Source organism: Streptomyces sp. NPDC097129 (genome assembly GCF_055668065.1).
Map to the genome: position 1 here is coordinate 549,956 of NZ_JBVOQE010000003.1, position 26,160 is coordinate 576,115.

Annotated in this window: 25 protein-coding genes and 2 pseudogenes; 15 read left to right on the forward strand and 12 right to left on the reverse strand. The window is 73.1% G+C overall.

Annotated features, from left to right (window positions below):
• Positions 1 to 14 precede the first annotated feature (14 nt).
• The 6 genes from AC0B9F_RS13200 (at position 15) to AC0B9F_RS13225 (ending at position 7,573) form a co-directional block, all read left to right on the forward strand.
• Positions 15 to 395 (forward strand): STAS domain-containing protein, encoded by a 381-nt coding sequence (locus tag AC0B9F_RS13200; RefSeq protein ID WP_472002147.1) that lies wholly within the window; start codon positions 15 to 17, stop codon positions 393 to 395.
• Positions 395 to 835, forward strand: coding sequence for an anti-sigma regulatory factor (locus tag AC0B9F_RS13205; RefSeq protein ID WP_472001877.1), 441 nt, complete (start codon positions 395 to 397; stop codon positions 833 to 835). The genes AC0B9F_RS13200 and AC0B9F_RS13205 overlap by 1 nt, the downstream gene beginning before the upstream one ends.
• On the forward strand, positions 835 to 1,893 hold the full coding sequence (locus AC0B9F_RS13210; protein WP_472001879.1) for an anti-sigma regulatory factor: 1,059 nt from the start codon (positions 835 to 837) through the stop codon (positions 1,891 to 1,893). The genes AC0B9F_RS13205 and AC0B9F_RS13210 overlap by 1 nt, the downstream gene beginning before the upstream one ends.
• The gene (locus tag AC0B9F_RS13215; protein ID WP_472001881.1) at positions 1,890 to 3,620 is read left to right on the forward strand and encodes a PP2C family protein-serine/threonine phosphatase; all 1,731 of its coding nucleotides are present in this window, start codon (positions 1,890 to 1,892) and stop codon (positions 3,618 to 3,620) included. The genes AC0B9F_RS13210 and AC0B9F_RS13215 overlap by 4 nt, the downstream gene beginning before the upstream one ends.
• 234 nt (positions 3,621 to 3,854) lie before the next feature.
• On the forward strand, positions 3,855 to 5,228 hold the full coding sequence (locus AC0B9F_RS13220) for an NAD(P)/FAD-dependent oxidoreductase (protein ID WP_472001883.1): 1,374 nt from the start codon (positions 3,855 to 3,857) through the stop codon (positions 5,226 to 5,228).
• Between the two features lie 116 nt (positions 5,229 to 5,344).
• The gene (locus tag AC0B9F_RS13225) at positions 5,345 to 7,573 is read left to right on the forward strand and encodes an FUSC family protein (protein WP_472001885.1); all 2,229 of its coding nucleotides are present in this window, start codon (positions 5,345 to 5,347) and stop codon (positions 7,571 to 7,573) included.
• A gap of 81 nt (positions 7,574 to 7,654) precedes the next feature.
• Here the strand turns inward: AC0B9F_RS13225 and AC0B9F_RS13230 are convergent, their stop codons facing one another.
• The 4 genes from AC0B9F_RS13230 to AC0B9F_RS13245 all read right to left on the reverse strand — a co-directional run bounded on the left by AC0B9F_RS13230 (position 7,655) and on the right by AC0B9F_RS13245 (position 10,638).
• On the reverse strand, positions 7,655 to 8,086 hold the full coding sequence (locus tag AC0B9F_RS13230) for a hypothetical protein (RefSeq protein ID WP_472001887.1): 432 nt from the start codon (positions 8,084 to 8,086) through the stop codon (positions 7,655 to 7,657).
• A 28-nt stretch (positions 8,087 to 8,114) separates the two neighbouring features.
• Positions 8,115 to 8,948 (reverse strand): DUF1206 domain-containing protein, encoded by an 834-nt coding sequence (locus AC0B9F_RS13235; RefSeq protein WP_472001889.1) that lies wholly within the window; start codon positions 8,946 to 8,948, stop codon positions 8,115 to 8,117.
• Between the two features lie 176 nt (positions 8,949 to 9,124).
• On the reverse strand, positions 9,125 to 9,973 hold the full coding sequence (locus tag AC0B9F_RS13240) for a SigB/SigF/SigG family RNA polymerase sigma factor (RefSeq protein WP_472001891.1): 849 nt from the start codon (positions 9,971 to 9,973) through the stop codon (positions 9,125 to 9,127).
• A gap of 230 nt (positions 9,974 to 10,203) precedes the next feature.
• Complete coding sequence (locus AC0B9F_RS13245) at positions 10,204 to 10,638, reverse strand: ATP-binding protein (RefSeq protein ID WP_472001893.1); 435 nt, start codon at positions 10,636 to 10,638, stop codon at positions 10,204 to 10,206.
• A 284-nt stretch (positions 10,639 to 10,922) separates the two neighbouring features.
• On the opposite strand from AC0B9F_RS13245, the gene AC0B9F_RS13250 reads away from it, so the two are divergent.
• From AC0B9F_RS13250 to AC0B9F_RS13260, 3 genes and pseudogenes are all read left to right on the forward strand, one after another.
• The gene (locus AC0B9F_RS13250; RefSeq protein WP_472001895.1) at positions 10,923 to 11,150 is read left to right on the forward strand and encodes a hypothetical protein; all 228 of its coding nucleotides are present in this window, start codon (positions 10,923 to 10,925) and stop codon (positions 11,148 to 11,150) included.
• A 182-nt stretch (positions 11,151 to 11,332) separates the two neighbouring features.
• Positions 11,333 to 12,196 (forward strand): annotated as a pseudogene (locus AC0B9F_RS13255) (Orn/Lys/Arg family decarboxylase); the annotation flags it as partial.
• A gap of 286 nt (positions 12,197 to 12,482) precedes the next feature.
• The gene (locus tag AC0B9F_RS13260) at positions 12,483 to 12,932 is read left to right on the forward strand and encodes a cyclic nucleotide-binding domain-containing protein (protein WP_472001897.1); all 450 of its coding nucleotides are present in this window, start codon (positions 12,483 to 12,485) and stop codon (positions 12,930 to 12,932) included.
• A gap of 38 nt (positions 12,933 to 12,970) precedes the next feature.
• Here AC0B9F_RS13260 and AC0B9F_RS13265 read toward each other — a convergent pair whose 3' ends face one another.
• Both AC0B9F_RS13265 and AC0B9F_RS13270 read right to left on the reverse strand, forming a co-directional pair.
• A complete protein-coding gene (locus AC0B9F_RS13265; RefSeq protein WP_472001899.1) occupies positions 12,971 to 14,275 on the reverse strand; it encodes an MFS transporter in 1,305 nt (434 codons plus the stop codon).
• A 91-nt stretch (positions 14,276 to 14,366) separates the two neighbouring features.
• The gene (locus tag AC0B9F_RS13270; RefSeq protein ID WP_472001901.1) at positions 14,367 to 14,978 is read right to left on the reverse strand and encodes a LysE/ArgO family amino acid transporter; all 612 of its coding nucleotides are present in this window, start codon (positions 14,976 to 14,978) and stop codon (positions 14,367 to 14,369) included.
• Between the two features lie 77 nt (positions 14,979 to 15,055).
• Between AC0B9F_RS13270 and AC0B9F_RS13275 the strand changes: the two are divergent.
• Both AC0B9F_RS13275 and AC0B9F_RS13280 read left to right on the forward strand, forming a co-directional pair.
• Positions 15,056 to 15,959, forward strand: a pseudogene (locus tag AC0B9F_RS13275) (LysR family transcriptional regulator ArgP).
• Positions 15,960 to 16,098: 139 nt separating this feature from the next.
• The gene (locus tag AC0B9F_RS13280; RefSeq protein ID WP_472001903.1) at positions 16,099 to 16,347 is read left to right on the forward strand and encodes a WhiB family transcriptional regulator; all 249 of its coding nucleotides are present in this window, start codon (positions 16,099 to 16,101) and stop codon (positions 16,345 to 16,347) included.
• 65 nt (positions 16,348 to 16,412) lie between these two features.
• On the opposite strand, the gene AC0B9F_RS13285 is transcribed toward AC0B9F_RS13280, so the two are convergent.
• Together AC0B9F_RS13285 and AC0B9F_RS13290 are read right to left on the reverse strand one after the other, a co-directional pair.
• Positions 16,413 to 16,874 (reverse strand): DUF6098 family protein, encoded by a 462-nt coding sequence (locus tag AC0B9F_RS13285; RefSeq protein WP_472001905.1) that lies wholly within the window; start codon positions 16,872 to 16,874, stop codon positions 16,413 to 16,415.
• A gap of 59 nt (positions 16,875 to 16,933) precedes the next feature.
• Positions 16,934 to 18,307 carry a M1 family metallopeptidase gene (locus AC0B9F_RS13290; RefSeq protein WP_472002149.1) on the reverse strand — a complete coding sequence of 458 codons (1,374 nt, stop codon included), beginning with the start codon at positions 18,305 to 18,307 and terminating at the stop codon, positions 16,934 to 16,936.
• A gap of 339 nt (positions 18,308 to 18,646) precedes the next feature.
• Between AC0B9F_RS13290 and AC0B9F_RS13295 the strand changes: the two genes are divergently transcribed.
• Positions 18,647 to 19,003: a DUF488 domain-containing protein gene (locus tag AC0B9F_RS13295; RefSeq protein WP_472001907.1), complete on the forward strand. Its 357-nt coding sequence runs from the start codon at positions 18,647 to 18,649 to the stop codon at positions 19,001 to 19,003.
• A 48-nt stretch (positions 19,004 to 19,051) separates the two neighbouring features.
• Here AC0B9F_RS13295 and AC0B9F_RS13300 read toward each other — a convergent pair whose 3' ends face one another.
• Both AC0B9F_RS13300 and AC0B9F_RS13305 read right to left on the reverse strand, forming a co-directional pair.
• Entirely contained in the window at positions 19,052 to 20,725 is a 1,674-nt protein-coding gene (locus AC0B9F_RS13300; protein WP_472001909.1) for an FAD-binding dehydrogenase, read from the reverse strand.
• Between the two features lie 13 nt (positions 20,726 to 20,738).
• Positions 20,739 to 21,368, reverse strand: a complete 630-nt coding sequence (locus tag AC0B9F_RS13305) for a TetR/AcrR family transcriptional regulator (protein WP_472001911.1) — start codon at positions 21,366 to 21,368, stop codon at positions 20,739 to 20,741.
• A 118-nt stretch (positions 21,369 to 21,486) separates the two neighbouring features.
• On the opposite strand from AC0B9F_RS13305, the gene AC0B9F_RS13310 reads away from it, so the two are divergent.
• Together AC0B9F_RS13310 and AC0B9F_RS13315 are read left to right on the forward strand one after the other, a co-directional pair.
• On the forward strand, positions 21,487 to 22,116 hold the full coding sequence (locus AC0B9F_RS13310) for an alpha-ketoglutarate-dependent dioxygenase AlkB family protein (RefSeq protein ID WP_472001913.1): 630 nt from the start codon (positions 21,487 to 21,489) through the stop codon (positions 22,114 to 22,116).
• A gap of 82 nt (positions 22,117 to 22,198) precedes the next feature.
• Complete coding sequence (locus AC0B9F_RS13315) at positions 22,199 to 22,945, forward strand: MBL fold metallo-hydrolase (RefSeq protein WP_472001915.1); 747 nt, start codon at positions 22,199 to 22,201, stop codon at positions 22,943 to 22,945.
• Between the two features lie 41 nt (positions 22,946 to 22,986).
• Here the strand turns inward: AC0B9F_RS13315 and AC0B9F_RS13320 are convergent, their stop codons facing one another.
• Together AC0B9F_RS13320 and AC0B9F_RS13325 are read right to left on the reverse strand one after the other, a co-directional pair.
• Positions 22,987 to 24,597 carry a multicopper oxidase family protein gene (locus tag AC0B9F_RS13320; RefSeq protein WP_472001917.1) on the reverse strand — a complete coding sequence of 537 codons (1,611 nt, stop codon included), beginning with the start codon at positions 24,595 to 24,597 and terminating at the stop codon, positions 22,987 to 22,989.
• Entirely contained in the window at positions 24,590 to 25,027 is a 438-nt protein-coding gene (locus tag AC0B9F_RS13325; RefSeq protein ID WP_472001919.1) for a hypothetical protein, read from the reverse strand. Before AC0B9F_RS13325 ends, AC0B9F_RS13320 begins: the two co-directional genes overlap by 8 nt.
• 108 nt (positions 25,028 to 25,135) lie before the next feature.
• Here AC0B9F_RS13325 and AC0B9F_RS13330 point away from each other — a divergent pair, with 108 nt between their 5' ends.
• Positions 25,136 to 26,035, forward strand: a complete 900-nt coding sequence (locus tag AC0B9F_RS13330) for a LysR substrate-binding domain-containing protein (RefSeq protein ID WP_472001921.1) — start codon at positions 25,136 to 25,138, stop codon at positions 26,033 to 26,035.
• Positions 26,036 to 26,160: the final 125 nt, after the last annotated feature.

Here is a 26,160-nt window from a genome sequence, read left to right on the forward strand (position 1 = left end):
GCTTTTCGCACCCGATGGGCGCCGGACACGTACCGGTGCTCCGGCTCGGTGACGTCCTCCTCGTGACGCTGCAGGGGGACCTGTACGACAGCATGGCCCAGCGGCTGCTCCAGGACATCACGGAGGCGATCTCGAGCAGCCGGGTCGCCGGCGTCGTCATCGACCTGTCCGGCGTGGAGATCGTCGACTCCTTCCTCGGGCGGGTGCTGGCGGAGATCGCCGCGAACGCCCGGCTGCTGGCGGCGCAGACGGTCGTCGCGGGGATGCGGCCCGCCGTCGCCATCACCCTGGTGGAGCTCGGGCTGACCCTGCCCGGGCTGCGGACCGCGCTGACCACCCAGGCCGCTCTGGACCAGCTCACCGGGCCGCACGGCCCCCGGCCGGGGAGCGATTGATGGAGACGGCTGCGGGCATCGAGGCCCGTCTGCCGATCCGGTCGGACATGGACCTGGTGTGGGTGCGCCAGCACATCCGCCAGGCGGCCGCCCAGCTCGGCTTCAGCCTGGTGGAGCAGACCAAGCTGGTCACCGCCGCAAGTGAACTGGCGCGCAACACGCTGGTGCACGGCGGGGGCGGCGAGGTGCACACCGTCCCGCTGGTCAGCGGGCGGGCACGGGGACTGCGGCTGGCCTTCTCCGACCAGGGGCCTGGCATCCCGGACGTGGAGCGGGCGCTCACCGACGGCTACACCTCCGGGGGCGGCCTCGGGATGGGGCTGGGCGGGGCACGCCGCCTCGTCCACGAGTTCGCCGTCGATTCCACTCCGGGCGCCGGCACCACGGTCACGGTGGCGTCGTGGGCGGCCCGTCCGCCGCTGCCGCGTGAGGAGATCTGATGGCCCGGGTGTGGCATGTTCCGGTGCAGGACTCGACGCGGGTCCGCGACGCCCGGGTCGCCGCGGAGGGCGCGGCGGCGCTCGCCGGGCTGGACGAGCCGCGTACCGCCGCCGTGGCGCTGGTGGCGACCGAGCTGGCCACCAACCTGCTCAAGCACGCCGGCGGTGGTCAGCTCCTGGTCGACGTCGTCGCGCCGCCGGCCCGGCCGGGCGGCGCCGAGGAGACGGACGTCGTCCAGATAGCCGCGATCGACCACGGTCCGGGCATCGCGGACGTGACCGAGGCGCTGCGCGACGGGTTCTCCTCCACCCGCTCGCTCGGGGCGGGCCTCGGCACCTGCCGGCGCATCGCCGACGACTTCGGCCTGCACAGCGTGCTGGGCCGCGGCACGGTCGCGCTGGCCCGCATCGGTCCGGTGATCCCCGGGCACACACGGCAGCCGGACGCCGCGGCGCGGGCCGGCGGGGTCGTCGTGCCGTTCGCCGGGGCGGACTTCTCCGGGGACGGCTGGGCCTGGGCCCGGTCCGGGGACCGGCTCACCCTGATGCTGGCCGACGGGCTCGGGCACGGCCCGGAGGCGTCCCGGGCGTCCACCGCCGCCGTGCGCGAGCTGCACCGCTCCGCCCACCTGCCGCCGGCCGAGCTGCTGCGCCGGCTGCACACGGAGCTGGCCCGCACCCGGGGCGCGGCCGTGGCGCTGGCCCAGCTGGAGACGGACGCGAACCGGCTGCGGTTCGCGGGCGTCGGCAACATAGGAGCGCGGCTGCGCGAGGGCGACCACTGGCGGTCGCTGCTGTCGCGGCCCGGCATCGTGGGCGTGCACCGGCCGGCCACGCTGACGGAGACCCTGCTGCCGTGGTCGGCGGACCGGCTGCTGATCCTGCACAGCGACGGCCTGCCCAGCCGCTGGGTGCCGCCGTCCGACCCGCTTGTGCTGGCAGCCGATCCGGCGGTCGTCGCCGCCGTGACGGTCCGCGACGCGAGCAGCAGCGCCAGCCCGGTGCGCGACGACACCACCGTGGCGGTGCTGGGGCCGAACCCGCCGGAGCGACCATGATCCGTACCTGGCAGATCGCCACCGCCACCGACGCGGCCCGCGCCCGGATCGCGACCACCGAACTGGCCGCCGCGCACGGTGTGTCCGCGCTGGACCGCACCCGGCTGGCCGCGGCGCTCAGCGGACGGCTGCGGCAGTGCCTGACCAAGGGCGGCGCCTGGCGGCTCACCCTGGAACCGGATCCGGCCGAGGGTCTGCTGCACGCGGTCGTCGAGCCCGCGCCGGGCACGGACGTGGCCGAAGCGGGGCCGTGGCGCACCGCGGTGCCCTGCCCGGAGCCCGTCGGCGCGGTCGCGGTGGGCGACCCGCCGGACGACGGGGAACTCCTCGCCGAGGCCCTGCTGGGCGCCGACGAGGACACCGCGCTGCTGCTGGGCAAGCTCGCCGAGCAGGAGGACCTGGTCGCCTTCCACCGGGAGGAGCTGCATCAGACCAACCAGGGCGTGCTGGCGCTGCACGCGGAGCTGGACGCCGCCGGGCGGGCCCAGCGCGAGGCGTTCGCCGCGGAGCGCGCGGCCCGCCAGGAGGCGGAGCGGGCGCGGCGCCGGCTCACCTTCCTCGCCGACGCCAGCGCGGAGCTGACGGCCTCCCTCAACCACGACGAGATCGTGCGGCGGCTGCCGCGACTGCTGGTCCCGGAGTACGCCCGCAGCGTCGACGTGTGGCTGTTCGACGGCGACGGCGAACGCGGCGAGCGCGCGGACGCGGTGCCCGCGGTGCCGCACCCGGCGGCCGCGGTGATCGCGGCCCGCACCGGGCGTCCGCAGTACGCCGCCGACCATCCCGGCGCTCTGCCCGGGGTCGACGACCAGCCGCCGTCGGCGCTGGACCCGCTGCGGCCGCTGCTGTGCGTGCCGCTGTCGGCGCGCCGGGCGCCGCTGGGCGTGGTGACGCTGTCGCCGCCCGGCGAGCGCTGGGACCCCGACGACGCGGTGATGCTCATCGAGCTGTTCCGGCGGGCCAGCACGGCCATCGACAACGCCCGCCGGTTCGAGCACAACAGGGACATCGCCGAGACGCTGCAGCGGGCCCTGCTCACCGACCTGCCCAGCACGCCGGGGCTGCGGCTGGCCGCGCGCTACCTGCCGGCGACGTACGGGCTGAACATCGGCGGTGACTGGTACGACGCGTTCCTGCAGCCCGACGGCAGCCTGATCACCGTCGTCGGGGACGTCACCGGGCACGGGCTGCACGCGGCGGTGATGATGAGCCAGCTGCGCACCGCGCTGCGCGCCTACGCCGTGGACGGCAGCAGCCCCGGCCGGCTGCTGACCCGGTTGCACGAGTTCCTGCACCATCTGCAGCCCGATCTGTACGCGACCGCCGTCATCGCCCGCTTCCACCCGGACGAGGCGACGCTGAAGTGGGCGGCCGCGGGCCATCCGCCGCCCGTGCTGCGCGGCCCGGACGGGCAGGTGCGCATCCTGGACGACAAGCCCGGCGCGATGCTCGGCATCCCGCTGAGCCAGGAGATCGCGGACCACACGGTGCCGGTGGCGCCCGGCTCGACGCTGGCGCTGTACACCGACGGCCTGGTGGAGCGGCGCGCCCACGGCATAGACCCGGGCATCGGCCGCCTGGCCGACGCGCTCGGGGTGTTCCCCGGCGCCGAGCTGGCCCGGGATCTGGACACCGCGGCCGACCGCATCCTGCCGCCGCTGCTCAGCGACTCGGAACGGGACGACGACGTGTGCCTGCTGCTGTGCCACCTCGCCGGGTCGTCGTGAGCCGCCGCCCGCTCCTTGCCGGCACTCCCCGGCCACCGTCCTGACCTGCGGTCAATCCCGCACACGGGGCGCCCGCGACGGCCCGAAGGGGCAGACTGACCGGCGTACGTTCGTCTGCCTGCCGCACCCGACTGGCGCGGTGGCCGCGAACACGGTGGGATCGATGAGGTGCGAAGCAGTGCTCGGCGGGCACACGCACAGGCGTCGATCCAACCGCCCGGAGCCGCAGAAGGGATGACCAACGTGACACGACCCAGGATCCTGGTGGTGGGCGCGGGCTTCGCGGGAGTGGAGTGCGTACGGCGCCTGGAGCGCATGCTCTCCCCCGGCGAGGCCGATCTCACCCTGGTGACACCGTTCTCCTACCAGCTCTATCTGCCGCTGCTTCCCCAGGTCGCCTCCGGTGTGCTGACGCCGCAGTCGATCGCCCTGTCGCTGCGCCGCAGCCGCAAGTACCGCACCCGGATCATCCCGGGCGGCGCGATCGGCGTGGACCTGAAGTCCAAGGTGTGCGTCATCCGCACGATCACCGACGAGATCGTCAACGAGCGCTACGACTACATCGTGCTGGCCCCGGGCAGCGTGACGCGCACGTTCGACATCCCGGGCCTGACGGACAACGCGTTCGGCATGAAGACGCTCGCGGAGGCCGCGTACATCCGCGACCACGTCATCTCCCAGCTCGATCTCGCCGACGCCAGCAACGACCCGGCCGAGCGGGCCGCGCGGCTGCAGTTCGTGGTGGTCGGCGGCGGCTACGCCGGTACCGAGACCGCGGCCTGCCTGCAACTGCTGACCTGCAACGCGGTCAAGCGCTATCCGCGCCTGGACCCGAAACTGATCCGCTGGCACCTCATCGACATCGCGCCGAAGCTGATGCCGGAGCTGGGCGACAAGCTCGGCCGCAGCGCGCAGGAGGTGCTGCGCAAGCGGGGCATCGAGGTCTCGCTCGGCGTCTCCATCGACAAGGCCGGCCCGACCGAGGTCACCTTCACCGACGGCCGGGTGGTGCCCACGCACACCCTGATCTGGACGGCCGGTGTGGTCGCGAGCCCGCTCATCGCCACGCTCGGCGCGGAGACCGTACGCGGGCGCCTGGCGGTGAACCCGGAGATGAACCTGCCCGGCCACGACGGGGTGTTCGCGCTCGGCGACTCCGCGGCCGTGCCCGACCTCGTCAAGGGCGCCGACGCGGTCTGCCCGCCGACCGCGCAGCACGCGATGCGGCAGGGCAAGGCCGTCGCCGACAACGTCATCGCCACGCTGCGCGGGCAGGCGATGCGTCCGTACGAGCACAAGGACCTCGGGCTCGTCGTCGACCTCGGCGGCAAGGACGCGGTGTCCAAGCCGCTCGGCATCGAACTGCGGGGCCTGCCCGCCCAGGTCGTGGCCCGCGGCTACCACTGGTCGGCGCTGCGCACCGGTGTCGCCAAGACGCGGGTGCTGACCAACTGGACGCTCAACGCCCTGGCCGGCGACGACTTCGTCCGCACGGGGTTCCAGGCGCGCCGCCCGGCCAAGCTGAAGGACTTCGAGTACACGGACACGTATCTGACGCCGGAGCAGGTGCGCAAGCTGGTGGAAGGGGCCGAGGTGTCCGGCCAGTGAGGCGGTGCACGGCGTTCGCGCACGTCATGGCATGCTGAGGGCCGTAACCCACGACCTTCTGAGCGGAGTGACACGGCGGCGTGAGGGCAGCTGGACGATCGGGCCGGACACGACTGATGGACGCACTGGCGGCGTCCGACCCGGGGCTGCTGCGGCTCGTCGCGGGCCTGCGGACGGCGGGCGCGATCGCCCTGACGCTCGCCGTGCTCGGCGTGCTGGGCGCCCCGGTGAAGCATCTGGTCGCCGGGGCCATCGCCGCGATGGTGGCGACGTTCGCCATCCGGGAGAAGCAGCGCACCCAGCAGGCGGTGACGCTGGCGCTGGGGCTGCCCATGGCGCTGGTGTCGCTGTCGCTGGGTTCCGTGCTGACCACGCTCAGAGTGGCCGGTGACCTCTTCTTCGTCGTCCTCATCTTCTGCGCGGTCTACGCGCGGCGGTTCGGGGACCGGGGCACCGCGCTCGGTCTGATCGCCTTCCAGGTGTACTTCCTGTCGCTGTTCGTGGGCGCCACCTCGAAGACCCTGCCCGAACTGTGCGGGGTCGTCGCCGTCGCGTTCGCCGCGAGCGCGGTGCTGCGGTTCGCCGTGGTGCCCACCGGGCCCACCTGGATCCTCGAACGGCTCCGGCAGGCGTTCCGTGCCCGGCTGGCGCAGCTGCTGGCCGCGCAGTGGCAGTTGCTGGACGCCGGGCCCGACGACGTCGACAAGGCGCTTCAGGACGTGCGTGAGGGCACCGCACGGCTGCACGAGACGGCGCTGATGATCCAGGGGCGGCTGGAGGAGGGCACCTCAGACGAGGCGGTGGCCCGGCTGGTGCAGCGGCGCATCGCGGACGCCGAGATCGCCGCCGAGCGGCTCGGGCTGCTGCTGCTCACCGCGCGCAGCGCCGAACGCGCCGACACCCTCACCCTGCACCTGCCGGGTGCGACGCTGCCCAGCGGCGGGCAGCTGCCCGTGCGTGACGAGGCGACCGGGGCGCTGCGGCGCGATCTGCAGGCGCTGCGGATGCTGGTGCTCCAGCCGGGTGCCGCGGCCCGCGGCACCGGGCTCGCGCAGGTGCGCAACCGGCTGCTCGGCTACCGCGAGGAGGAGAACCTGCCGCCCGCCGCGGCTGCCGTGCAGGACGTCTTCCGCGGCATCGGCGAGACGGCGCGCGCCGTGATGGGACTGCGGGTCGCCCTGGACGGGCCGCAGGACGAGTCCGACGACTCCCCCGCGACGACGCGTTCCCGCGAGGAGCTGGACGCCGAGGACGCCGCCATCGGCGGCGCGGAGGAGAGCGAGCGCGAGGAGGAGGAGCAGCTCTCCGGGTTGAAGCGGCCCACCACGCGGGCGGCGGTGCAGGTGGCGGTCGGGTCGTCGCTGGCCATCGTCGGCGGGGAGTTCCTGTCGGCCCAGCGCTGGTACTGGGCGGTGCTGACCTGCTGGATCGTCTTCATCAACACCTCCTCCACCGGGGAGATCCTGGTCAAGGGCTACCGCCGGCTGCTGGGCACCGTGCTCGGCGTGGTGGCGGGCATCGCGCTGGCGGGGCTGGTCGGGCACCACACGTGGACGGCGTTCGGGCTGGTGCTGCTGTTCGTGTTCGCGATGTTCTACACCGCTCCCCTGTCGTACACGCTGATGTCGTTCTTCGTGACGGCCGCGCTGGGGCTGCTCTACACGCTGCTGCACACCTACAGCGCGTCGGTGCTGGTGCTGCGGGTGGAGGAGACGGCGCTGGGCGCGGCCTGCGGGGTGATCGCGGCGGCGCTGGTGCTGCCGGTGCACACCGGGCGGCGTACGGACGAACTGCTCGGTACGGTGCTGGAGCGGCTGGCGGAGGTCACCGAGCGGGCCGTGGACCAGCTCAGCGGCGGCCCCGAGGTGGAGTTGCTGGACCTGGCGCGCGAGCTGGACCAGGCGCTGGCGGATCTGAGCGCGGCGACGCAGCCGCTGACGCATCCGGTGACGCCGCTGCGCTCGCGGCGCGACACCGCGCGCTATGTGGTGGCGCTGCTGGAGACGTGCGCCTATCACGCGCGGTCGCTGGCGGCGATGGCGGAGCTGCTGCCGACGCATCCCGCGATCGCGGCCGATCCGCGGCTGCGCGGGGCCGGGCAGCGCATCCTGGACAACATCCGCACGATCGCCGCGCACGTCCTGGACGATCCGGCGGCCGGGAAGGTGGCGACGGGACCGAGCCTCGCCGCCCTGCTCCAGCCGGGCGACCCCGGTACGCCCCGCTACGGCCGTATCACCGACCGCGTGCTGCGGCATCTGCAACGCCTGGACGAGGCGGTGGTGGGCCTGGCCCGTCCGCTCGGGGCGCCGCGCGCGGAACCGGAGCCCCCGAAGCACAAGTAGCCGGGCCTGGGGGCGTGCGAAGGGGGCTCCCGGCCCGGCGCCTGTCCGCCGTGCGTGCCGGGCCCGGCCGGGAGCCGGGAGTCAGAAGTCGCTGGGCAGGCCGCTGGCCTCGGCGATGCCGCGCAGTTCCTCGTCGGTGTGGCGGCGTTCGTGGAGGTAACCGGCGATGCGGCCGAGGCTCGCCGGGTCGGCGGCGGTGGCCGCGTCGGTGACCACACGGACCGGGCCGGAGCCCTCCACGTCGATCTCGACGACCTGGTTGTCCAGGCGGCCGGTGACGGCGGTGGCGATGACGAGGGCCGCCTCGTCGCGGATCATCTGGGGCAGGCCCTCGGCGCGTTCGCAGTCCACCACCAGCTCCATGCCTCCGAGGCGCTGCTCGTCGATGGCCCGCAGCACCGGTTCCACGACGCTGAGCAGCAGCTGGAAGTCCTCGCTGTCCAAGCGGAACCGCAGCAGGTCGAGGTAGACGTCCACGGGGCGTTCGTCCGGCGGGAGGTCTGAGTCGTCCATGTCCCCCGTGTTCCCCGGCCGGCGCGGCTCAGACGCGCCGCCAGCGCGCCAGCGCGAAGGAGAACACACCGAACAGCACGAGTCCGGCCGCGACCAGCGCCAGCAGCCAGGGCCCGAGCGGGGTGCCGGCGAACGAGCGGAGCGTGTCGTCGAGTCCCTTGGCGCGCGCGGGGTCGTAGGCGACGGCCGCGCGGACGGCGAACGCGCCGGCGGCCGTGAAGACCAGACCGCGCGCGACTCCGCCCGTCACGCCGGTGATGTCGGTGAGCCGCACGGCCCAGCGCGACATCCTGGCCAGCCGCAGTTCGTCTCGGTACGTGCGCCGGGCGGCCGCGACGGCGATCCATACGCCGGCCACCACGATCCCGGCTCCCACGGCGCCGACGAGCCACTGCCCGGCGGGCAGGCCGAGCACCCGCGCGGTGACGTCCCGGGACTGCCGGTCGCTGGAGCCGCCGCCGCGGGTGCCGGCCGCGAAGGACAGCACGGAGAAGGCGACGCTGCAGTAGAACCCGCAGCGGGCCACCGCGAGGAGCCGCTTCTTCGCGCTGCGGCCGTCCTTGCCGGCCGACCCGAAGACGGCCTCGGACAGCCGCCACAGCGCCATCCCGGCGAGGCCGACGCCGAGCGCCCACAGCAGCACCGAGCCGAGCGGCTGCTGCGACAGCTCGGCGAGGGCTCCCCCGCGGTCGGCCTGATGGCTGCCGTCACCGAGGGGGATCTGCAGCGCCAGCGCCCCCACCAGCAGGTAGATGACGCCCCGCGCGGCCAGTCCCGCGCGGGCCGCGCTCTCGGTGAGCGTCCCCCGGGCCATCCGTTCGGCCTCGACGCGGCCGCCTCGCCCCATGGCATATGTGTTCATCCTCGCCTCCCGGACTGCGGATGCCCCGACCCGCCAGGAACACACCGCGCGGTCCCGGCCGCCGGCGCGGCCGGGACCGGCGCAGAACACCTGAAACGCCGTACGCCTCCCAGGTCCCACGGGTTGCCCTGCGGGATCTGGAAGGCGTACGGCGTCGGCGCGTGTGCGGCGGTGTCTCAGTCGCGGTGGCCCGGGCGGCCCGTACGGCGGCCCATGGCCTCCTCGCGGACCCGGGCGCAGCTGCGGCTGATCAGACGGGAGACGTGCATCTGGGAGATGCCGAGGCAGTCGGCGATACGGCTCTGGGTCATGTCCTCGAAGAAGCGCATGTAGAGGATGGCGCGTTCGCGTTCCGGCAGATGGCGCAGGCCCTCCTTGGCGGACTCGCGGTCGATGACGATGTCGTAGGAGCCGTCCGGTGCGCCGAGGGTGTCCGCGAGGCTGTAGCCGTCGTCGTCGGCCGACACCTCGGCGTCCAGGGACAGCGTGCTGAAGCTGTCCAGGGCCTCGAGGCCGGCGTTGACCTCCTCCTCGGTCAGTCCGGTGTGGGCGGCGATGTCGGCGACGGAGGGTTCGGGCGATCCGGGGCTCTGGGTGAGGTGGCGGCGGGCGAGCCGCACCTTGTTGCGCAGCTCCTGCACCCGGCGGGGCACGCGCAGCGCCCACATCCGGTCGCGGAAGTGCCGCTTGACCTCACCGGTGATGGTCGGCACGGCGTAGCTCTCGAAGGCGCCGCGGCTCGGGTCGTAGCGGTCGATGGCCTTCACCAGGCCCAGCGCGGCTACCTGGCGCAGGTCCTCCAGCGACTCGCCGCGGTCGCGGAAGCGTCCGGCGATGCGGTGGGCCATGGGCAGCCAGGCGGTGACGAGCTGGTCGCGCAGGGCCTCGCGTTCGGGCCCGTCGTCCAGCGCGGCGAGGCGGGCGAACGCCTCCACGGTGTCGGGGGCGTCGTCGTGGGACCGCCCGGGGGACGTGGCGGGTCGGACGTCCGCGCCAGGTCGGCTTGTCGACATGTCGCTCAGCATGATGCGGATTCGCTCCTGAACAGGTGATCTCAGGGACTTACCGCGGGAGGGGTGGCGGTGTCGTCCGGTTCGCCGTCAGGCACCTGGGAAGCCATACCGCTCCCGCTGACGCGCCTCCGGTCCGAAGCACGAAAATGCGTGTGCCCCTCCTCTCCGGCAGCAAACACGGCCGTCGAGTGAGGCGGGAGAAGTCGTCGCAAGAAAGGTCGTCGCGAGAGTCGCAAGAAAGGTCATCGGAAGACGGGCACTTCCGCGGTGATCCGCTTCCCGCCCGCGGGCAGGTCGGTGACGTGCACGTCGCGGGAGAGCCGGCACACGATCGGCCAGCCGCGGCCGCCGACCCGGCGCCGCCCGTCGGTGTCGAGCGGTCCCGCCGTCACCGGCAGCCGCCGGCTGCGGTCGCAGACGGAGACCCGTACTCCCTCGGCCACGAGGTCCACGGCGTAGTCGGTGATCCCGCCGCCGTGCAGGATGGCGTTGGACGTCAGCTCCGAGGCGACGAGCAGGGCGTCCGAGAGCGACTCCTCGTCGCAGTGTGCTCCGGTGGCCCGGCAGCGCCGGTCGACGGCGCGGCGCACGGCCGCGCGGACGTCGGCCGGGCAGCAGGGGCCGCACCGCTCACAGGCCCCCGTTTCCAGGGGGTCGATGGCGTACTCCGCGCTCATCCTCGCTCCTCACAGTGGTCCGTGCAGTGGTCCCCGGCGCCTTCGGGAAAGTGCTGGGCGCCTTCGCCGGATCGGGCGGGTCAGGGCCCGCGGGCTCGGCGCCGCCCGTAGCGGCCGGCTGCGGTCGGTCGGGTCGGCGGGGTCCGTGGCACCGCCCAGGGCTCCCCGGCATCCGCGTGGTGCGTGAACCCCTGTAGTCCGGCTGACCTCTCCGGGCCGCGGCAAACCTGGCGTTCCGGGCATGCTCGGGTCATTGACCCGTGTGGCGGGGGTAGTCGGACGGCATGACCGATGTCGTGGACTCAGACGAACTGTTGCGCAGGATCCAGCGCGCCCGCGCCTGCGCCGCCGAGGAGGCGCGCAGCTGGCGGGCCCGCAGCGCGGACGCACAAGGCCCGGGGAGCACGGAGAACGGGGCCCCGGAGGCCGCTGTGCGCGCCGTGGCGTACGAGGTGGTGCTGCGGGTGCTGGACGAGGTCGTCGCACCCGGCACGCATACGGAACCGGGCTGATCACCCGGGCGGTCGGGTTGCCCGCCGCCGGTGCGGGGAAACCCGGCCGCCCATGTCAGCTGATCACACTCGTGCACCGGTCCTTGAGGCCCTGGTCGACCACCGTCGCCGGGGCCGCCTGTCGTTCACCCCTCCCGGCCACAAGCAGGCCCGCGGCGCCGACCCGGCCGTACGGGAGGTGCTCCCGTCTCCCCTTCCACCCGGATCTGCCGTCCTCGGCGATGGACGCGGGCGTCGACATCTGCGTGACGAGCATCCACAAGATGGGCAGCGGTCTCGAGCAGGGGTCGGTCTTCCATGTGCAGGGCGATCTGGTGCCGCCGCAGCTGCTGAAGAACCGCTCGGACCTGCTGGGCACGACGAGTCCGTCGGTGCTGATCTACGCGGGCCTGGACGGCTGGCGGTGGCAGATGGCGCTGCGCGGCCCGGAGATCATGGGCGGTGCGCTGGCGCTGGCCGCCGAGGTGCGCGGCGCCATCGAGGAGATCGAGGGGCTGCACGTCAACGACCGGGACGACTTCTGCGGCGCCGGTCCGGCCGACGACTTCGACCCACTGCCGACGATCATCGACATCTCGGGCCTCGGCGTCACCGGGTACCGGGCGGCGGACTGGCTGCGCGAGCAGCGTGAGGTGGAGATGCACCTGGTCGACCACCGGCGCATCGGCGCCCAGATCACCCATGGGGACGACCGGGAGACGACGGGGGAACTGCTGGGCGCGCTCAAGGAACTCGCGCGGGTCGCGCCCGGGCTGCGGGACGCGCCCGAGGTGGATGTGCCGTCGCCGGGCGAGCTGCGGCTGGAGCAGGTGGCGCTGCCGCGCGACGCGTTCTTCGGGAGCGCCGAGGACGTGCCGGTGGCCGGGGCGGCGGGGCGGATCGCGGCCGAGATGATCACGCCGTATCCGCCGGGCATCCCGGCGGTGCTGCCCGCTGAGCGGCTCACGGAACCGGTGCTGCGCTATCTGCGGACCGGGCTGGAGGCGGGCATGTACCTGCCCGATCCCGGTGACCCCGAGCTGGAGACCGTGCGGGTGGTGAAGTGAAACAGGTCACGTGACCGGGTTTCGGCTGGGCATCTCCTCGCGAGATGGTTTACGGTTCATCCATACGTGGTGACGGGGTCGACCCTCGCAGTCCTCCGTACGCCACCCTTTGCGGCCCTGGCTGGCTTCCCCCGTCCAGCCAGGGCTTCTTCATGCCCGCACACCGCGCTCGCAGCGGCGTTGCCATCGAATTACGCCGTCCGCCGAGGTGCCTTCGAGCCCGGCAGCGGCTGAAATGGGCGTAGGGAAAGCACCGGAACCCTTCGCCGGCGAGGAGCCCCGCGCCATGACCAAAGCGACGAAACTGCTGACCGCCCTGCCCCCGCCCCAGCGTCGGCACCTCATGGAACTCGCCCATGAGGTGTCCTTCCCGGAGGACAGCCGCATCTTCGAGGCGGGCGGGCGGGCCGACCGCTTCTGGGTCGTCCGCTCCGGCTCGGTCTCCCTGACCCAGCAGGTGACGTCCATCCAGCGGGTCACCGTCGCCTCCCTGGGCGCGGGCGACCTGCTCGGCTGGTCCTGGCTGTTCCCGCCGTACCAGTGGGACTTCGGCGCGGAGGCATTCAGCCCGGTACGGGCCTACGAGTTCCACGCGCAGCCGGTCCTGCGGCTGTGCGAGGAGGAACCGGCCCTCGGCCTGTCGCTCATGCGCATCGTCGCCGAGATCCTGGCCCACCGGCTGGAGACCACCCGCAACAAACTGATGGAGCAGTACGCGATGCGCCGGACGCGCTAGCGGGACCGGACCCCGTGGGGGCCGCCTGCCCCGGCCGGTCAGATCCGGTACCGCCGCAGCGCCGGCATCGCCAGCGCGAGCCCGAGCATGACCGTGACCACGAGCAGGCCGCCGCCCGCCACAGCGGTGCGCGGGCCGAAGGCCGAGCCCGCCGTGCCGTGCAGGACGTCGGCCAGGCGTGGGCCGCCCGCGACGACGACCGTGAACACGCCCTGCATACGGCCGCGCATCTCGTCCGTGGCGGCCGAGAGCAGGATCGCCCCGCGGAAGACCATCGAGATCATGTCGGCGAGCCCCGCCGCCGCCAGGAACAGCACCGCGACCCACAGGTTGCCGCTGAGCCCGAAGCCGGTGATCGCCACGCCCCAGGCGACGACCGCGCCGATCACCATCCACCCGTGCCGGCGCGCGCGGGAGAACGTGCCGGAGAACAGCCCGCCGAGCACCGCGCCCACCGGGATCGCCGCGAACAGCAGGCCGAGGGCCAGGCCCTCGCCGTAGGAGGCGTAACTCTGGGCCGCGAGCTGCGGGAAGAGCGCGCGGGGCATGCCGAGGACCATCGCGACGATGTCGGCGAGGAAGGACAGCAGGAGCACCTTGTGCCCGGAGATGTAGCGGAAGCCCTCCGCTATCTGCCGCACACCCGCACGCCGGGCCGCGGCCTGACCGAGCGGCGGCAGCGCCGGCAGCCGGAACACCGCCCACAGCGTGACGCACAGGGCGAGGGCGTCGACGAGGTACAGCTCGGGCAGGCCGATCACGGGGATCAGCGCGCCCGCGAGGAGCGGCCCGGCGACCAGGCCGGTCTGCATCACGGTGGAGCCGAGCGCGTTGGCGGCGGGCAACTCCCCGGCCGGGACCAGGCGGGCGATGGAGGCGTTGCGGGCGGGCGAGTTCAGTCCGAAGAACGCCTGCTGGGCGGCGAGCAGCACCATCAGCACGCCCACGGAGTCCACGCCGATCGCGGCCTGCACCCAGAACAGCACCGACGTGACGGCGATACCGGTGTTGGTGACCAGCAGCAGCCGGCGCCGGTCCACCGTGTCGGCGACCGCGCCGCCCCACAGCGCGAACAGCACCATCGGCACCAGTCCGGCGAGGCTCGCGTAGCCGACCCATGCCGAGGAGCCGGTGATGTCGTAGATCTGCTTCGGCACGGCGACGGCGGTGAGCTGGCTGCCGACGGCCGTGACGATGGTCGAGGACCACAGCCGCCGGTAGGCCGGGCGGCGCAGCGGACGGGTGTCCATCGCCCATCGGCGCCAGCCCGTGCGCATCCCCGGCGCGGGGGCCGCCGTGCGGGGCTCTTCCTTCTCTTCGGTGCTGCTGTCGCTGGTGTCCACGGGTTCCCTGGATGGTCGCTACATCTTTTTGTTGCCGGGGTTCACTATCGCAGCACCCGCTGTGCGCACCGCCGGGCGACCGGCTCCCGGGTCAGCTGCCGACGATCAGCGACGCACCCAGCGTGAGCATCGTCGCGGCGACCAGGGCGTCCAGGACGCGCCAGGCCGACGGGCGGGCGAGGTGACGGCTGAGGAGGCGGGCGCCGAAGCCGAGGACGGTGAACCAGCACAGGCTGGCGAGGGCGGCTCCGAGGCCGAAGGTCCAGCGCAGCGGTCCGCGGTCGGCGGCGATCGAACCCAGCAGGAAGACGGTGTCGAGGTAGACGTGCGGGTTGAGCCAGGTCATCGCCAGGCAGGTGAGCACCGCGCGGCGGCGTGACCCCGCCGCGTCCCCCTCCGCCTGGAGCGACCCCGGCTTCAGTACCCGCCGGGCGGCGAGGACGCCGTAGCACAGCAGGAACGCGCCGCCGACCCAGGCGACCGCCGTGAGCGCGCCCGGCAGGGCCACGACCAGGGCGCCCACGCCGCCCACACCGAGGGCGATGAGGAGCGCGTCGGACAGGGCGCAGATGCCGACGACGGCGAGGACCGCGTCCCGGCGGATCCCCTGGCGCAGGACGAAGGCGTTCTGGGCGCCGATGGCGACGATGAGCGACAGGCCGGTGCCGAAACCCGCGGCGGCGGCGCTGAGAGAGCTGGGCATGACCCCGACGCTACGGAAGCGATCACCGGGCGTACAGCTAAAGATTCTTACGTATCATTAGCGCTCGTGATGCCACGATGACCGCGGAGCTTCCCCTCGATCAGGTGCGCACCCTGCTCGCGGTGGTCGACGAGGGCACCTTCGACGCGGCGGCGGCCGCCCTGCGGGTGACGCCCTCGGCGGTCAGCCAGCGGGTCAAGGCCCTCGAACAGCGCACCGGGCGCGTGCTGCTGCTGCGCACCAAGCCGGTGCGGCCCACCCGAGTCGGGCGCGGTGCTGGTGCGGCTCGCCCGCCAGGTGGCCCGGCTGGAGCGGGACGCCCACGCGGAGCTGGGGCTGAGCGGGGCCGGGGAGCCGGTGCGGGTGCCGGTGGCGGTGAACGCGGACTCGCTGGCGACCTGGTTCCTGGGCGCGCTGACCCGGGTGCCCGAGGAGCTGCGGCTCTGTTTCGAGCTGCGCCGCGAGGACGAGGACCACACGGCGGCGCTGCTGCGCGAGGGCCTGGTGATGGCGGCGGTGACGTCCTCCCCCGACGCCGTGCCGGGATGCTCGGTGCGCTTCCTGGGCCGGATGCGGTATCTGCCGCTGGCCTCCCCGGAGTTCGTCGCACGGCATCTGGCCGGCGGTCCGCTGCACGACGTCCTGCCCGAGGCGCCGGTGATCGTCTTCGACCGGCGCGACGACTTCCAGGACGGCTTCGTGCGACAGTTGCGCGGCGGCCGGGGCGGTGCGAGCGCGCTGCGGCACCACGTGCCCACGTCGGAGGGGTTCGCCGAGTCGGTCGCCGCGGGGCTCGGCTGGGGCATGGTGCCCGAGGCGCAGGCCGGACCGCTGCTGCGGGCGGGGCGTGCGGTCGAGCTGGCGCCGCGGCAGGCGGTGGACGTGCCGCTGTACTGGCAGCAGTGGCGGCTGGACTCCCCCGCGCTGGCCGCCGTCGCCGGCGCGGTCGCGGCGAGGGCCGCGGCGACGCTCCGCGGCTGACCGGCGCCCCCTGCGGGTGGCCGCCCTCAACGAGCGGTGAACAATGGGGTGTTTCACCCGAGCATCGACCGGTCACCCGAAGGCGAGTGAATCATCCGCAAGACCACGCAAGCCGTCGATGCAATCGAAGGTGACTTTGATGGACAACTGGCGAGAGCACGCCGCGTGCCGCCACGAGGACCCCGACCTCTTTTTCCCGATCGGCACCACCGGGCCGTCGCTGGTCCAGGCCGAGCAGGCGAAGGCGGTGTGCCGGGGCTGCCCGGTCCAGGAGCCGTGCCTGCGGTTCGCGCTGGACACCGACCAGACGCTGGGCGTCTGGGGCGGGACCAGCGAGACGGAACGCCGCAGGCTGCGGCGCCGGGCGGGCAGCCGCAAGTCCGGATAGGAGAGCGCACGGGCGGCCGCCCCGGCTCCGGCCGTTGACCGGCGGCCGCGGCCGCCCGGCTCCGGTCAGGAACCGCGACGGCGGCCGGTGCGGTCCAGCGGCCCCCAGTCGTGGTGCTGTCTCTCCACTTCGGTGCGGGCCTCGTCGATCACGGCGGCGTCGATCCAGCACATCGGGCGGACGTCGACGACCAGGGGCTCGTTGTCGGGCCCTCGCCCCGTCTCGTGCCCCTGCAGCACCCAGGGCCGGATGCCCGGCCCTTTCTCATGGGGCAGATGCGCGTAGTCGTACAGCCGACGCGCGACCCAGAGGGTGAGCGGGCGGCCTTCCCACCACCGCTCGACGTCGAGCGGGTTGGCGGACAGCCCCGGCATGGGGACGCCGGTGAGCTCGTCGGTGCTGGAGGTCTTTCCCAGGTCGGTCCGCGGCCCCCTGGACCAGCGGACGTACAGCCGCCGGTTGTCGTCCACCAGGCCGGTGAGCTCGGCGAGCGTACGCAGGACCGGCAGGTCGTCCCGTTCGTGCATGGCCGGACCTCCCTCTTCGCCGTCCAGGCCGACGGAGTACCCGTGAGGCCCGCGGGAAATCAGGAAGGTCCCGCGCCGCCAGGGCCGGTCCCGTCCCGCTGGGGCCGGGCCGGTTTGCCCGGGGCGTACAGCCAGGTGTGGAGCAAAGGGCCCACGTTCTTGCCGGTCAGGCGCTCGGCGAGGGCGATGAAGCCGGCGGTCGTCCCGTGGCCGGCCCGGTGCTCGGCCGCCCAGGCGCGCAGGACGCGCGGGAAGGCGCGGTCACCGACGGCGCGGCGCAGGGCGTGCAGGGCCATGGCGCCGCGGGCGTAGACGGGGGTGCCGAAGATGCGGGCGCCGCCGCCTGGGTCGGCGGGCGGGTACGCCCACACAGGGTCGCTCGCCGGGCTGCCGTAGAGCGTGTCGAAGGTCTGCTGGGCGCTGGGGCCGCCGTGCTGTTCGTCGTACAGCCAGGAGGCATAGGTGGCGAAGCCCTCGTTGAGCCAGATGTCCTTCCAGCTGGTGAGCGAGACGGAGTCGCCGAACCACTGGTGGGCCGTCTCGTGGACGAGGGTGTCCACGTCCGGCGCGGAGTCGTACAGGGGCCGGGTCTGTGTCTCCAGCGCGTAGCCGACGTCCGGGGCGTGGTCGACGATCGAGCCTGCGGCCCGGAAGGGGTACGGCCCGAAGACGCCGCTCTCCCAGGAGAGCACCGCGGGCAGTTGCTTCAGCACGGGCGCTGCCGCGCCGGCCTCCCTCGGATCGACGGCGTCATAGACGCGGATGCCGTCGCGGGTGGTGTACTGCCGCACCGTGAACGCGCCGATGGTCGCGGTGGCCAGGTAGGCGGCCATGGGCTCGGCCTGGTGCCAGCGGAAGGTGGTGGCGCCGCGGGCTGTGCGGGTGCCGAGCAGCACGCCGTTGGCGACGGCGGTGCGCCCCTCGGGGACGGTGAGGGTGAAGTCGTACGACGCCTTGTCCAGGGGGTGGTTGTTGGCCGGAAACCATGTCATGGCGCCCTGCGGTTCCCCGGCGACGAACGCCCCGTCGTCGGTGGGGATCCAGCCGTCGGGCGAGCCGTCGGGGTCGGTGACCGGCTTCGGCGTGCCGTTGTAGGTGACGGTGACGCGGAACCTCTGGCCGGGGCGCAGCGGGTGGCGGGGGGTGACGAGAAGTTCCTGGCCGTCGCGCCGGTGGGCGGCCCCGGCGTGGTCGACGGTGACGCCGGTGACGTTCAGGCCGCTCAGGTCGAGGTCGAACCGGGTCAGGGGCTGCGTGGCTCGTGCGGACAGGACCGCACGGCCGTCGAGGTGGCGGCCGCGGATGTCGTAACGCAGCGTCAGGTCGTAGTGGCTCACGTGGTAGCCGCCGTTTCCGGCGAGCGGGAAGTAGGGGTCGCCGACGTCCGCGGCTCCCGTCGTGCCGGCCGCGGCGGGCGTGGCGGTGGCCAGCAGGGCCGCGAGGGCGACGGGGACGGTGGCGAGGACGGCGGCGCGGCTCCGGGAGGCGGCGCGGCTCCGGGAGGCGGCGTGTCCGGCGGGCTGCTGCCGGGATCGTCTGAGGGAGACGGTGAGGGCGGAGGGCCGGCGGGACCTGCTGAGGGGGGCGATGCGTCTGGCGGGCTGGCGGGAACGGCTCACGTGCGCTCCTTGTGGGGTGCCGGGTGATCAACCGGGCCTCAGCGTAGGAGCCGCGGGCCGCCCGGTCGCCCCTCGTTCAGGCCACGTCGTACGGCGTCGCCCGGGCGGCCCGCATTACGCTCGCAGCGACCGCCCCCGCAGAAAGGGCCGCAGATGAGCGTCCGTGTGCGTCGCGTGTACGAGCCCCCGGATCCGGACGACGGCGTCCGTGTCCTGGTCGACCGGCTCTGGCCGCGCGGCCTGGCCAAGGACGCCGCGCACGTCGACGAGTGGCCCAAGGGACTGACCCCGTCGACGGAACTGCGCCGCTGGTACCACGCGGGCGAGGGCTCCTACGAGGAGTTCCGGCAGCGTTACGAGGCGGAGCTGGCGGAGCCGGAGGCGGCCGAACTCCTGGACCACCTCCGGACGTTGACCCGCCGGGGGCGGGTCACGCTGCTGACCGCCTCCAAGGCGCCCGGCGAGTCCCACGCGGCGGTGCTGCTCGGGCTGCTGAAGGGGAAGCGGTAGGGATCGGGCGACGCCCGGGGCGGCCCGCGAGCGCGGGCCGCCCCGCCGTCACGCGGTCTGCGCCGCGGCCGCCCGTCCCGCCGCGCGCCCGGAGAAAAGGCAGCCGCCGAGGAACGTGCCCTCCAGCGCGTTGTAGCCGTGGACCCCTCCCCCGCCGAATCCGGCGACCTCACCGGCCGCGTACAGCCCGTCGATCGGCGTGCCGTCCAGACCCAGGGCGCGCGAGTCCAGGTCGGTCTGGATGCCGCCGAGGGTCTTGCGGGTCAGGATGTGCAGCTTCACGCCGATGAGGGGTCCGGCGGCCGGGTCGAGGAGGCGGTGCGGGGTGGCGACGCGGCCGAGGCGGTCGCCGATGTAGCGGCGGGCGTTGCGGATGCCCTGGACCTGGGAGTCCTTGCTGTAGGGGTTGGCGATCTGAAGGTCGCGGGCCTCGATCTGGCGGCGGATGCCGTCGGCGTCGAGCAGCGGCTTGTCGGTGAGGGCGTTCATCTTCTCCACCAGCCGCTCCAGCGTGCCGGCGACGACGAAGTCCGCGCCGCGCCGCAGGAAGTCGGCGACCGGGCCGGGCGCGCCCTTGCCGAGCAGGCGGTCGCGCAGCACGGCGCCCTTGTCCTTGGCGGTGATGTCGGGGTTCTGCTCGGAGCCCGACAGCGCGAACTCCTTCTCGACGATCTTTTGGGTGAGGATGAACCAGGAGTGGTCGTATCCGGCGATGTCCTCGGTGGTGCGCAGGTGCTTCAGGGTGCTGAGAGTGTCGTATCCGGGCAGGCAGGGGTCGGGCAGGCGGCGGCCGAGTGCGTCGAACCACAGGGAGGACGGGCCGGGCAGGATGCGGATGCCGTGACCGGGCCAGATCGGGCTCCAGTTCTGCAGGCCCTCGGTGTAGTGCCACATGCGATCGCGGTTGACGAGCCGCACCCCGGCCTCGGCGCTGATGTCGAGCATGCGGCCGTCGACGTAGGCGGGTACGCCGGTGACCATCTCGGCGGGCGGGGTGCCGAGCCGTTCGGGCCAGTAGCGGCGGACGATGTCGTGGTTGGCGCCGATGCCGCCGGTGGTGACGATCACGGCCTGGGCGGTGAGGGAGAAGTCGCCGGTCTCCTCGCGGTTCGAGGCGACGCCGCGCGGGGCGTCGTCGTCGGCGAGCAGCTTGCCGCGCACCCCGCGGGCGGCGCCGCCCTCGATGACGAGTTCGTCGACGCGGTGGCGGTGGTGGAAGGTGAGCAGCCCGTCGCGCGCGGCCTGCCGGGCGCGGTCGGCGAACGGCTCGACGACGCCGGTGCCGGTGCCCCAGGCGATGTGGAAGCGGGGTACGGAGTTGCCGTGGCCGTCGGCGCGCAGATCGCCGCGCTCGGCCCAGCCGACGGTGGGCAGCAGGTCGATGCCGTGCCCGGTGAGCCAGGACCGCTTCTCCCCCGCGGCCCACTCGACGTAGGCGCGTGCCCAGCGCACCGCCCAGGAGTCCTCGTCGGCGAGCCGGTCGAACTGCGCGCTGCCCCGCCAGTCGCTCCAGGCGAGCTCGAAGGAGTCCTTGATGCCGAGGCGCCGCTGCTGCGGGGAGTCGACGAGGAACAGTCCGCCGAAGGACCAGAACGCCTGCCCGCCGAGGTTCGCCGCGTTCTCCTGGTCGACGAGGGCGACGCGCCTGCCCCTGCTGGTCAGTTCGTGTGCCGCGACCAGGCCGGCGAGTCCGGCTCCGACCACGATGACGTCCGCGTCCATGCGCGCGTTCCCTTCACTGTCCGGGGACCGCGCTGCCGTCCGTGAGCAGCGCGGTGAGGAGTTGCTTGAGCCAGGCGCGGGCGTGCTCGACGTCCTTGTCCAGCAGCAGTTGGGTGGTGACGCCGTCGTAGGCGGCGACCACGGCGTGAGCGGCGCCGTCCGCGTCGCCGAGGACGGCGGGCAGCGGGGTGCGCGCGGTGGCGCGGGCCAGCCGGTCGGCGATGGCCTGCCGCAGCCGCGTGCGGTGTTCGAGCAGGGCGTGGGCGACCTGCGGGTCGCGGGCGGCGTGCACCAGGAAGTCGGTCTTGACCAGCAGCCAGTCCACATCGAGCAGGAGCACCTCGGTGACCCGGTCGACCGAGGCGGCGACATGGAGGTCGGGGCCGTCCTGGACGAGGGCGCCGGCGACCTGCTCGGCGAGCAGGTCGGCGCGCTGCTCGTACAGCGCGAAGAACAGCTCGTCGAGGCTGGAGAAGTTGGAGTAGAAGGCGCCGCGGCTGTAGCCGGCGGCCTCGCAGACCTCCTCGATGGAGACCCGCCCGAAACCCTTGGCCGCGAACACGGCGAAGGCGGCGTCCAGCAGGTTCGCTCGCGTGCGCACCCGCCGCCGGGTGACACGCGGGGCCGTGTGCTGCGTCGCCATCACCACCTCCGTTCGATACGCGAATGTATCGAATACGTCTGTGTATCGAAAGGGCCAGACGACCTCCGACGTACATCCACATGGAACATATTTTCGATTCAGGGTTTACGCTGGAGTCATGTCCACGCACCTCCAGGGCTCCCTGTTCGACCAGACCGACGAGCTGCGGCTCGGCTCCCTCGACGGGATCCGCCGGAGCGAGCTGGGTGCCGGCGCCTGGATCGACGTGCTGCCGGGCTGGCTGACCGGGGCGGACGCCCTGTTCGAACAGCTGGCGGCCGAGGTGCCCTGGCGCGCGGAGCGCCGCACGATGTACGACCACGTCGTCGACGTCCCCCGGCTGCTCGCGTTCTACGGCGCGGACGACCCGCTGCCCCACCCCGTACTCGCCGAGGCCCGCGACGCGCTGTCCGCCCACTACGCCGACGAACTGGGCGAGCCGTTCACGACCGCCGGGCTGTGCTTCTACCGCGACGGCCGCGACAGCGTCGCCTGGCACGGGGACCGGATCGGCCGGGGCTCACGGGAGGACACGATGGTCGCCATCCTGTCCGTGGGCGCCCCCCGTGACCTGCTGCTGCGCCCGGCGCACGGCGGAGGCCCGACCGTGCGCCGGCCACTGGGCCACGGCGACCTGATCGTGATGGGCGGCTCCTGCCAGCGGACCTGGGAACACTGCATCCCCAAGAGCACCCGGGCCACGGGACCGCGCATCAGCATCCAGTTCCGCCCGCACGGCGTGCGCTGAGGCGGGCCGCTCTCCCCACCGGCCCCATGATCTGCTTTGCTGTCCGCCGAAGGCCGGCGATCTCACCACGGGGGGACCACACATGCGAGCGGACGTACGCCAAGTCACCGACGGCACCTACCTGGTGCACGGCTCCCACACCAACTGGGTGATCCTCACCGACGGGGACGCCGTGACCCTGATCGACACGGGGTACCCCGGGGACCGGCAGCTGGTGCTGGACTCGCTGGCCCAGGTGGGCAGTTCGCCGGAGGCGGTGGCGGCCGTGCTCATCACGCACGCGCACAACGACCACCTGGGCTCGGCCGAGTACCTGCGGGCCGCGCACGGCACGCCGGTCCATCTGCACGAGGCGGAAGTGCCGCACGCCCGCCGGGAGTTCCTCCAGCAGGTCACCGTCGGCGAGGTGCTGCGCAACGCCTGGCGGCCCGGCGTGCTGCCGTGGATGGTGCGCGCGCTGCGTTCCGGCGGCACCGAGCAGCACCCGGTCACCGCTCCCACGGCCTTCCCCGGCACCGGCCCGCTCGACCTGCCCGGCCGCCCCGAGCCCCTGCACACGCCGGGCCACACCGACGGGCACTGCGTCTTCCACCTGCCCGAGGCCGGTGTCCTGATCTCCGGGGACGCGCTGGTCAGCGGCCATCCCACGTCACGGGCGAGGGGACCGCAGCTGCTGCCGGACATGTTCCACCACGAGCGGGCCCGCGCCGTGGCCTCCCTGGAGATCATCAAGGGTCTGGAGGCCGACGTCCTGCTGCCGGGCCACGGGCCGGTGCACCGGGGCGGAATGGCGGCGGCCGCACAGCAGGCGTGGGAGCGGGCCGCCTAGGACTTGTCCGCCAGTGTCAGCAACGCTGCGGGTCAATACACCTAGATGATTTCGAGGTTGGCCATCATGCCCATGTCCTCATGTTCGGCGTTGTGGCAGTGGAAGAGGTACCGGCCGCGGTAACCGTCGAACCGGGTGATGATCTCCACTGCTTCGCCCGGGCGCAGGGAGACCGTGTCCTTGAGTCCTGCGTCGTGCGGCAGTGGCGGACGGCCGCTGCGCGAGAGCACTCGGAAGCCGACCAGGTGCAGGTGGACGGGATGGTGCACGTCGGCGACCAGCCGCCACACCTCGATGTCGCCGAGCCCGACGGTGACATCGCGGCGGCCGGGAGCGAAGGGGAGCCCACCGATGAGCCAGCCATGGTCACCGCGCATGTGCCCGGCGCGGAAGGAGAGGTCCCGCACGGTGACGGCATCCGTCCGCCGCCAGACCGGCAGATCGGTGGACAGCGTGCGCGGGACGCGGCTGTCGTCGGCGGCTTTGCGGGCGACGCGGAAGGCCATCACGTCGCGGGTGCGGCCGGAGCCGAGCCGGTTGACGAGTCTGACGCGGCTGCCGATCGGGACTCCGGAGAAGTCGATGATCACGTCGTAGCGTTCGGCGGGCGCGATCGGCAGCAGCCGGTGGGTGACCGGCGCGGCGAGCAGTCCCTGATCGCTGCCGATCTGGACGAGATCGAGCCGACGTCCGTCGTCGCTCACCGCTTCGAACGCGTAGTGGCGGGCGTTGGAGGCGTTGAGGATGCGCAGCCGGTAACGGGCCGCGTCGACTTCGTGTACGGGCCATGGGGCACCGTTGACCAGGATCACGTCGCCGAGGACGCCGGCGACATAGGGTTCGCGGACGCCCGGCCGCTCCCGCAGTGTGGGGTCGAGGGCCGGGTAGGCGAGGCTGCCGTCGGCGGCGAAGGCACGGTCGGCGATCATGAGGGGGAGCTCGCGCGGTCCGGCGGGCAGGCCGAGACTGTCCTCGGCGTCGTCGCGGACGATGTGCAGCCCGGCCAGGCCGCGCCAGATGGCGGGGCCGGTGAAGTCCATCCGGTGGTCGTGGTACCACAGCAGCGTCGACCGCTGGTCCAGCGGAAAGTGGTAGTCCCGCGTCAGCTCGGTCTTCACGGCGCGGGGATCGTGCATGCCGTGCTCGGAACCGGAACCGTGCCCGGCGTGCGGGATGGCGTGTTGCCAGCCTGCTGGCAGGACGAGATCGGTCGGATATCCGTCGGAGGCGGCCGGGGTCCGTCCGCCGTGCAGGTGCACCACGCTCGGCACGGGCAGCTCGTTGCGGTGCGTCACGGTGACCGGCCGGCCGCGGCGGGACTCGATCGTCGGCCCGGGGAAGGTGCCTCCATAGGTCCACAGTGGTGTCCTGACACCGGGCAGGATCTCCGCACTTGCTTCCCGCTGGGTGATCTCGTAACGATCGGTGCCCCTCGCGGTGCTGACCGGCTTCAGCACAGGCGGTGTCGGCAGTGGGATCCGGAAGGGCGGCGGTAGCGGCACGGCACTGCGCAGCTGGGCGCCGGTGGCCGACGGCCGGCGGGCCAGCGCGGCCGAGGCGGACAACCCGGTGGCGGCCACCAGCCCCAGCGCTCCCGTGATGCCCATCATGCGCCGCCTCGTCATGCCGCGGCCCTCGTCGTGCTCAGGCATCGCGACCGTGCCTCCACGCGCGCGAGCGCCCGAGGACGGGGTGGCGCCAGACGGCGATGAACTGCACGACGAGCGCGGCGACAATCATCACGCCCAGCGGGATGTGCAGCCATAGCGCGCCTTGCAGGCCGGCGAAGTACTGCACCGTCTCGGCCGCGACCACCGCCAAGGTGGCCGAGAACTGCGAGGCCTGGCGCAGCCGTACCCACAGCATGATCGCTGCGAGCACCTGCAGGTAACCGAGCGAGGTGACCACATCGGCGCCGACCGCGTGCCGGCGCAGGCCGTCGAAGTCGCCGGTCAGATACGCCCCGGCGAACACCGGCTGGCCGACGACCGCCACGACGTGCGCGCTGACAACGGCCCGGAAGACCCACCCGGCCGGTCTTGTCCGGGGCACGGCAGCCAATCCTGGGCTGCTGGTGACCATGCGGGACCCCTCCTTCGATCTGCTCTTCCTGGGGGACACCGCGAGACTATGACGCTGGCGTTATCTTGACCAAGACCGATATTGTCATGGGGTTATGTTGCTGGAGACATGATGGAGCTCAACTCGCTCAGACAGTTCTTGGTGGTGGCGCGGCTGGAGCACCTGAGCCGGGCAGCCGACGAGCTGCACGTCGCCCAGCCGTCACTGAGCCGCACCATTGCCCGGCTGGAGCGCGAACTGGGCACACCGCTGTTCGACCGCAGCGGCCGGCTCCGGCTGAACGCAGCGGGCAAGCTCTTCCGCGCTCACGTGGAGCGCTCCCTCGGTGAACTCGAGGCAGGACGACGGGCCGTCGCCGAGGCCACCACAGAGGGCCTCGGCTCCCTACGCCTCGCGTCGGAGACCTTCCTCACCCTCACCGGCCCGTTGACCGCCTACAAGCGAGCCCATCCCTCGGTCGAGATCAAGCTGCACTGGTCCGCGGGCGAGGACATGGCCCGCCGTCTGCGGGCCCAGGACGTCGATCTGTGTGTCGCCTCGCAGCCCCTCCACGCCGACGGCCTGCGGTCGCTGCAGCTGTTCGACGAGGCCGTGGGGATAGGAACACCACTCGATCATCCGCTGGCGGGCCGCTCGTCCGTCACCCTCGACGAACTCGCCGACCAGCCCTTCATCACGGCCCGCAAGGGTCACTGGGTACGGGGGCTGCTCGACCGGCTCTTCGCCGCGAGAGGTCTCACACCGAAGATCGTCTGCGAGAGCGACGAACTCAGCGCCCACGCGGACCTCATCGGCACGGGACTGGGCATCGGTCTCGTCCCCGCCTTCGCCCAGCGCGGCACGCAGCGTGCCCCCATCGCCTGGGTCGCCGTCGACAGCCCCGACTGCCGTCGCACGGTCACCTTGCACTGGGCCGCCGACTCCCACCCGTCGACCGCCGTCCGCCTGATGCGCACCACACTCACCAGCTGGGACTGGACCACCGGCGAACCCCGAGAGCAACGCTGACGAACCCACTTCCCGGCGCACCGCTCCCCGCGCTGACTACGAGGTCTCCACCACCCAGTACAGCGTGTCAGTGTCAGTGGCCGGTTCCGTCTCCCCGCCCGCGGCCGGTCAGTGGGGAGTCACCT

Excerpts from the sequence above, each read along its gene's own strand:
- AC0B9F_RS13200 (WP_472002147.1), top strand. The coding sequence starts at position 15 with ATGGGCGCCGGACACGTACCGGTGCTCCGGCTCGGTGACGTCCTCCTC.
- AC0B9F_RS13205 (WP_472001877.1), top strand. The coding sequence starts at position 395 with ATGGAGACGGCTGCGGGCATCGAGGCCCGTCTGCCGATCCGGTCGGAC.
- AC0B9F_RS13210 (WP_472001879.1), top strand. The coding sequence starts at position 835 with ATGGCCCGGGTGTGGCATGTTCCGGTGCAGGACTCGACGCGGGTCCGC.
- AC0B9F_RS13215 (WP_472001881.1), top strand. The coding sequence starts at position 1,890 with ATGATCCGTACCTGGCAGATCGCCACCGCCACCGACGCGGCCCGCGCC.
- AC0B9F_RS13220 (WP_472001883.1), top strand. The coding sequence starts at position 3,855 with ATGACCAACGTGACACGACCCAGGATCCTGGTGGTGGGCGCGGGCTTC.
- AC0B9F_RS13225 (WP_472001885.1), top strand. The coding sequence starts at position 5,345 with ATGGACGCACTGGCGGCGTCCGACCCGGGGCTGCTGCGGCTCGTCGCG.
- AC0B9F_RS13230 (WP_472001887.1), bottom strand. The coding sequence starts at position 8,086 with ATGGACGACTCAGACCTCCCGCCGGACGAACGCCCCGTGGACGTCTAC.
- AC0B9F_RS13235 (WP_472001889.1), bottom strand. The coding sequence starts at position 8,948 with ATGAACACATATGCCATGGGGCGAGGCGGCCGCGTCGAGGCCGAACGG.
- AC0B9F_RS13240 (WP_472001891.1), bottom strand. The coding sequence starts at position 9,973 with ATGCTGAGCGACATGTCGACAAGCCGACCTGGCGCGGACGTCCGACCC.
- AC0B9F_RS13245 (WP_472001893.1), bottom strand. The coding sequence starts at position 10,638 with ATGAGCGCGGAGTACGCCATCGACCCCCTGGAAACGGGGGCCTGTGAG.
- AC0B9F_RS13250 (WP_472001895.1), top strand. The coding sequence starts at position 10,923 with ATGACCGATGTCGTGGACTCAGACGAACTGTTGCGCAGGATCCAGCGC.
- AC0B9F_RS13260 (WP_472001897.1), top strand. The coding sequence starts at position 12,483 with ATGACCAAAGCGACGAAACTGCTGACCGCCCTGCCCCCGCCCCAGCGT.
- AC0B9F_RS13270 (WP_472001901.1), bottom strand. The coding sequence starts at position 14,978 with ATGCCCAGCTCTCTCAGCGCCGCCGCCGCGGGTTTCGGCACCGGCCTG.
- AC0B9F_RS13280 (WP_472001903.1), top strand. The coding sequence starts at position 16,099 with ATGGACAACTGGCGAGAGCACGCCGCGTGCCGCCACGAGGACCCCGAC.
- AC0B9F_RS13285 (WP_472001905.1), bottom strand. The coding sequence starts at position 16,874 with ATGCACGAACGGGACGACCTGCCGGTCCTGCGTACGCTCGCCGAGCTC.
- AC0B9F_RS13295 (WP_472001907.1), top strand. The coding sequence starts at position 18,647 with ATGAGCGTCCGTGTGCGTCGCGTGTACGAGCCCCCGGATCCGGACGAC.
- AC0B9F_RS13300 (WP_472001909.1), bottom strand. The coding sequence starts at position 20,725 with ATGGACGCGGACGTCATCGTGGTCGGAGCCGGACTCGCCGGCCTGGTC.
- AC0B9F_RS13305 (WP_472001911.1), bottom strand. The coding sequence starts at position 21,368 with ATGGCGACGCAGCACACGGCCCCGCGTGTCACCCGGCGGCGGGTGCGC.
- AC0B9F_RS13310 (WP_472001913.1), top strand. The coding sequence starts at position 21,487 with ATGTCCACGCACCTCCAGGGCTCCCTGTTCGACCAGACCGACGAGCTG.
- AC0B9F_RS13315 (WP_472001915.1), top strand. The coding sequence starts at position 22,199 with ATGCGAGCGGACGTACGCCAAGTCACCGACGGCACCTACCTGGTGCAC.
- AC0B9F_RS13320 (WP_472001917.1), bottom strand. The coding sequence starts at position 24,597 with ATGCCTGAGCACGACGAGGGCCGCGGCATGACGAGGCGGCGCATGATG.
- AC0B9F_RS13325 (WP_472001919.1), bottom strand. The coding sequence starts at position 25,027 with ATGGTCACCAGCAGCCCAGGATTGGCTGCCGTGCCCCGGACAAGACCG.
- AC0B9F_RS13330 (WP_472001921.1), top strand. The coding sequence starts at position 25,136 with ATGATGGAGCTCAACTCGCTCAGACAGTTCTTGGTGGTGGCGCGGCTG.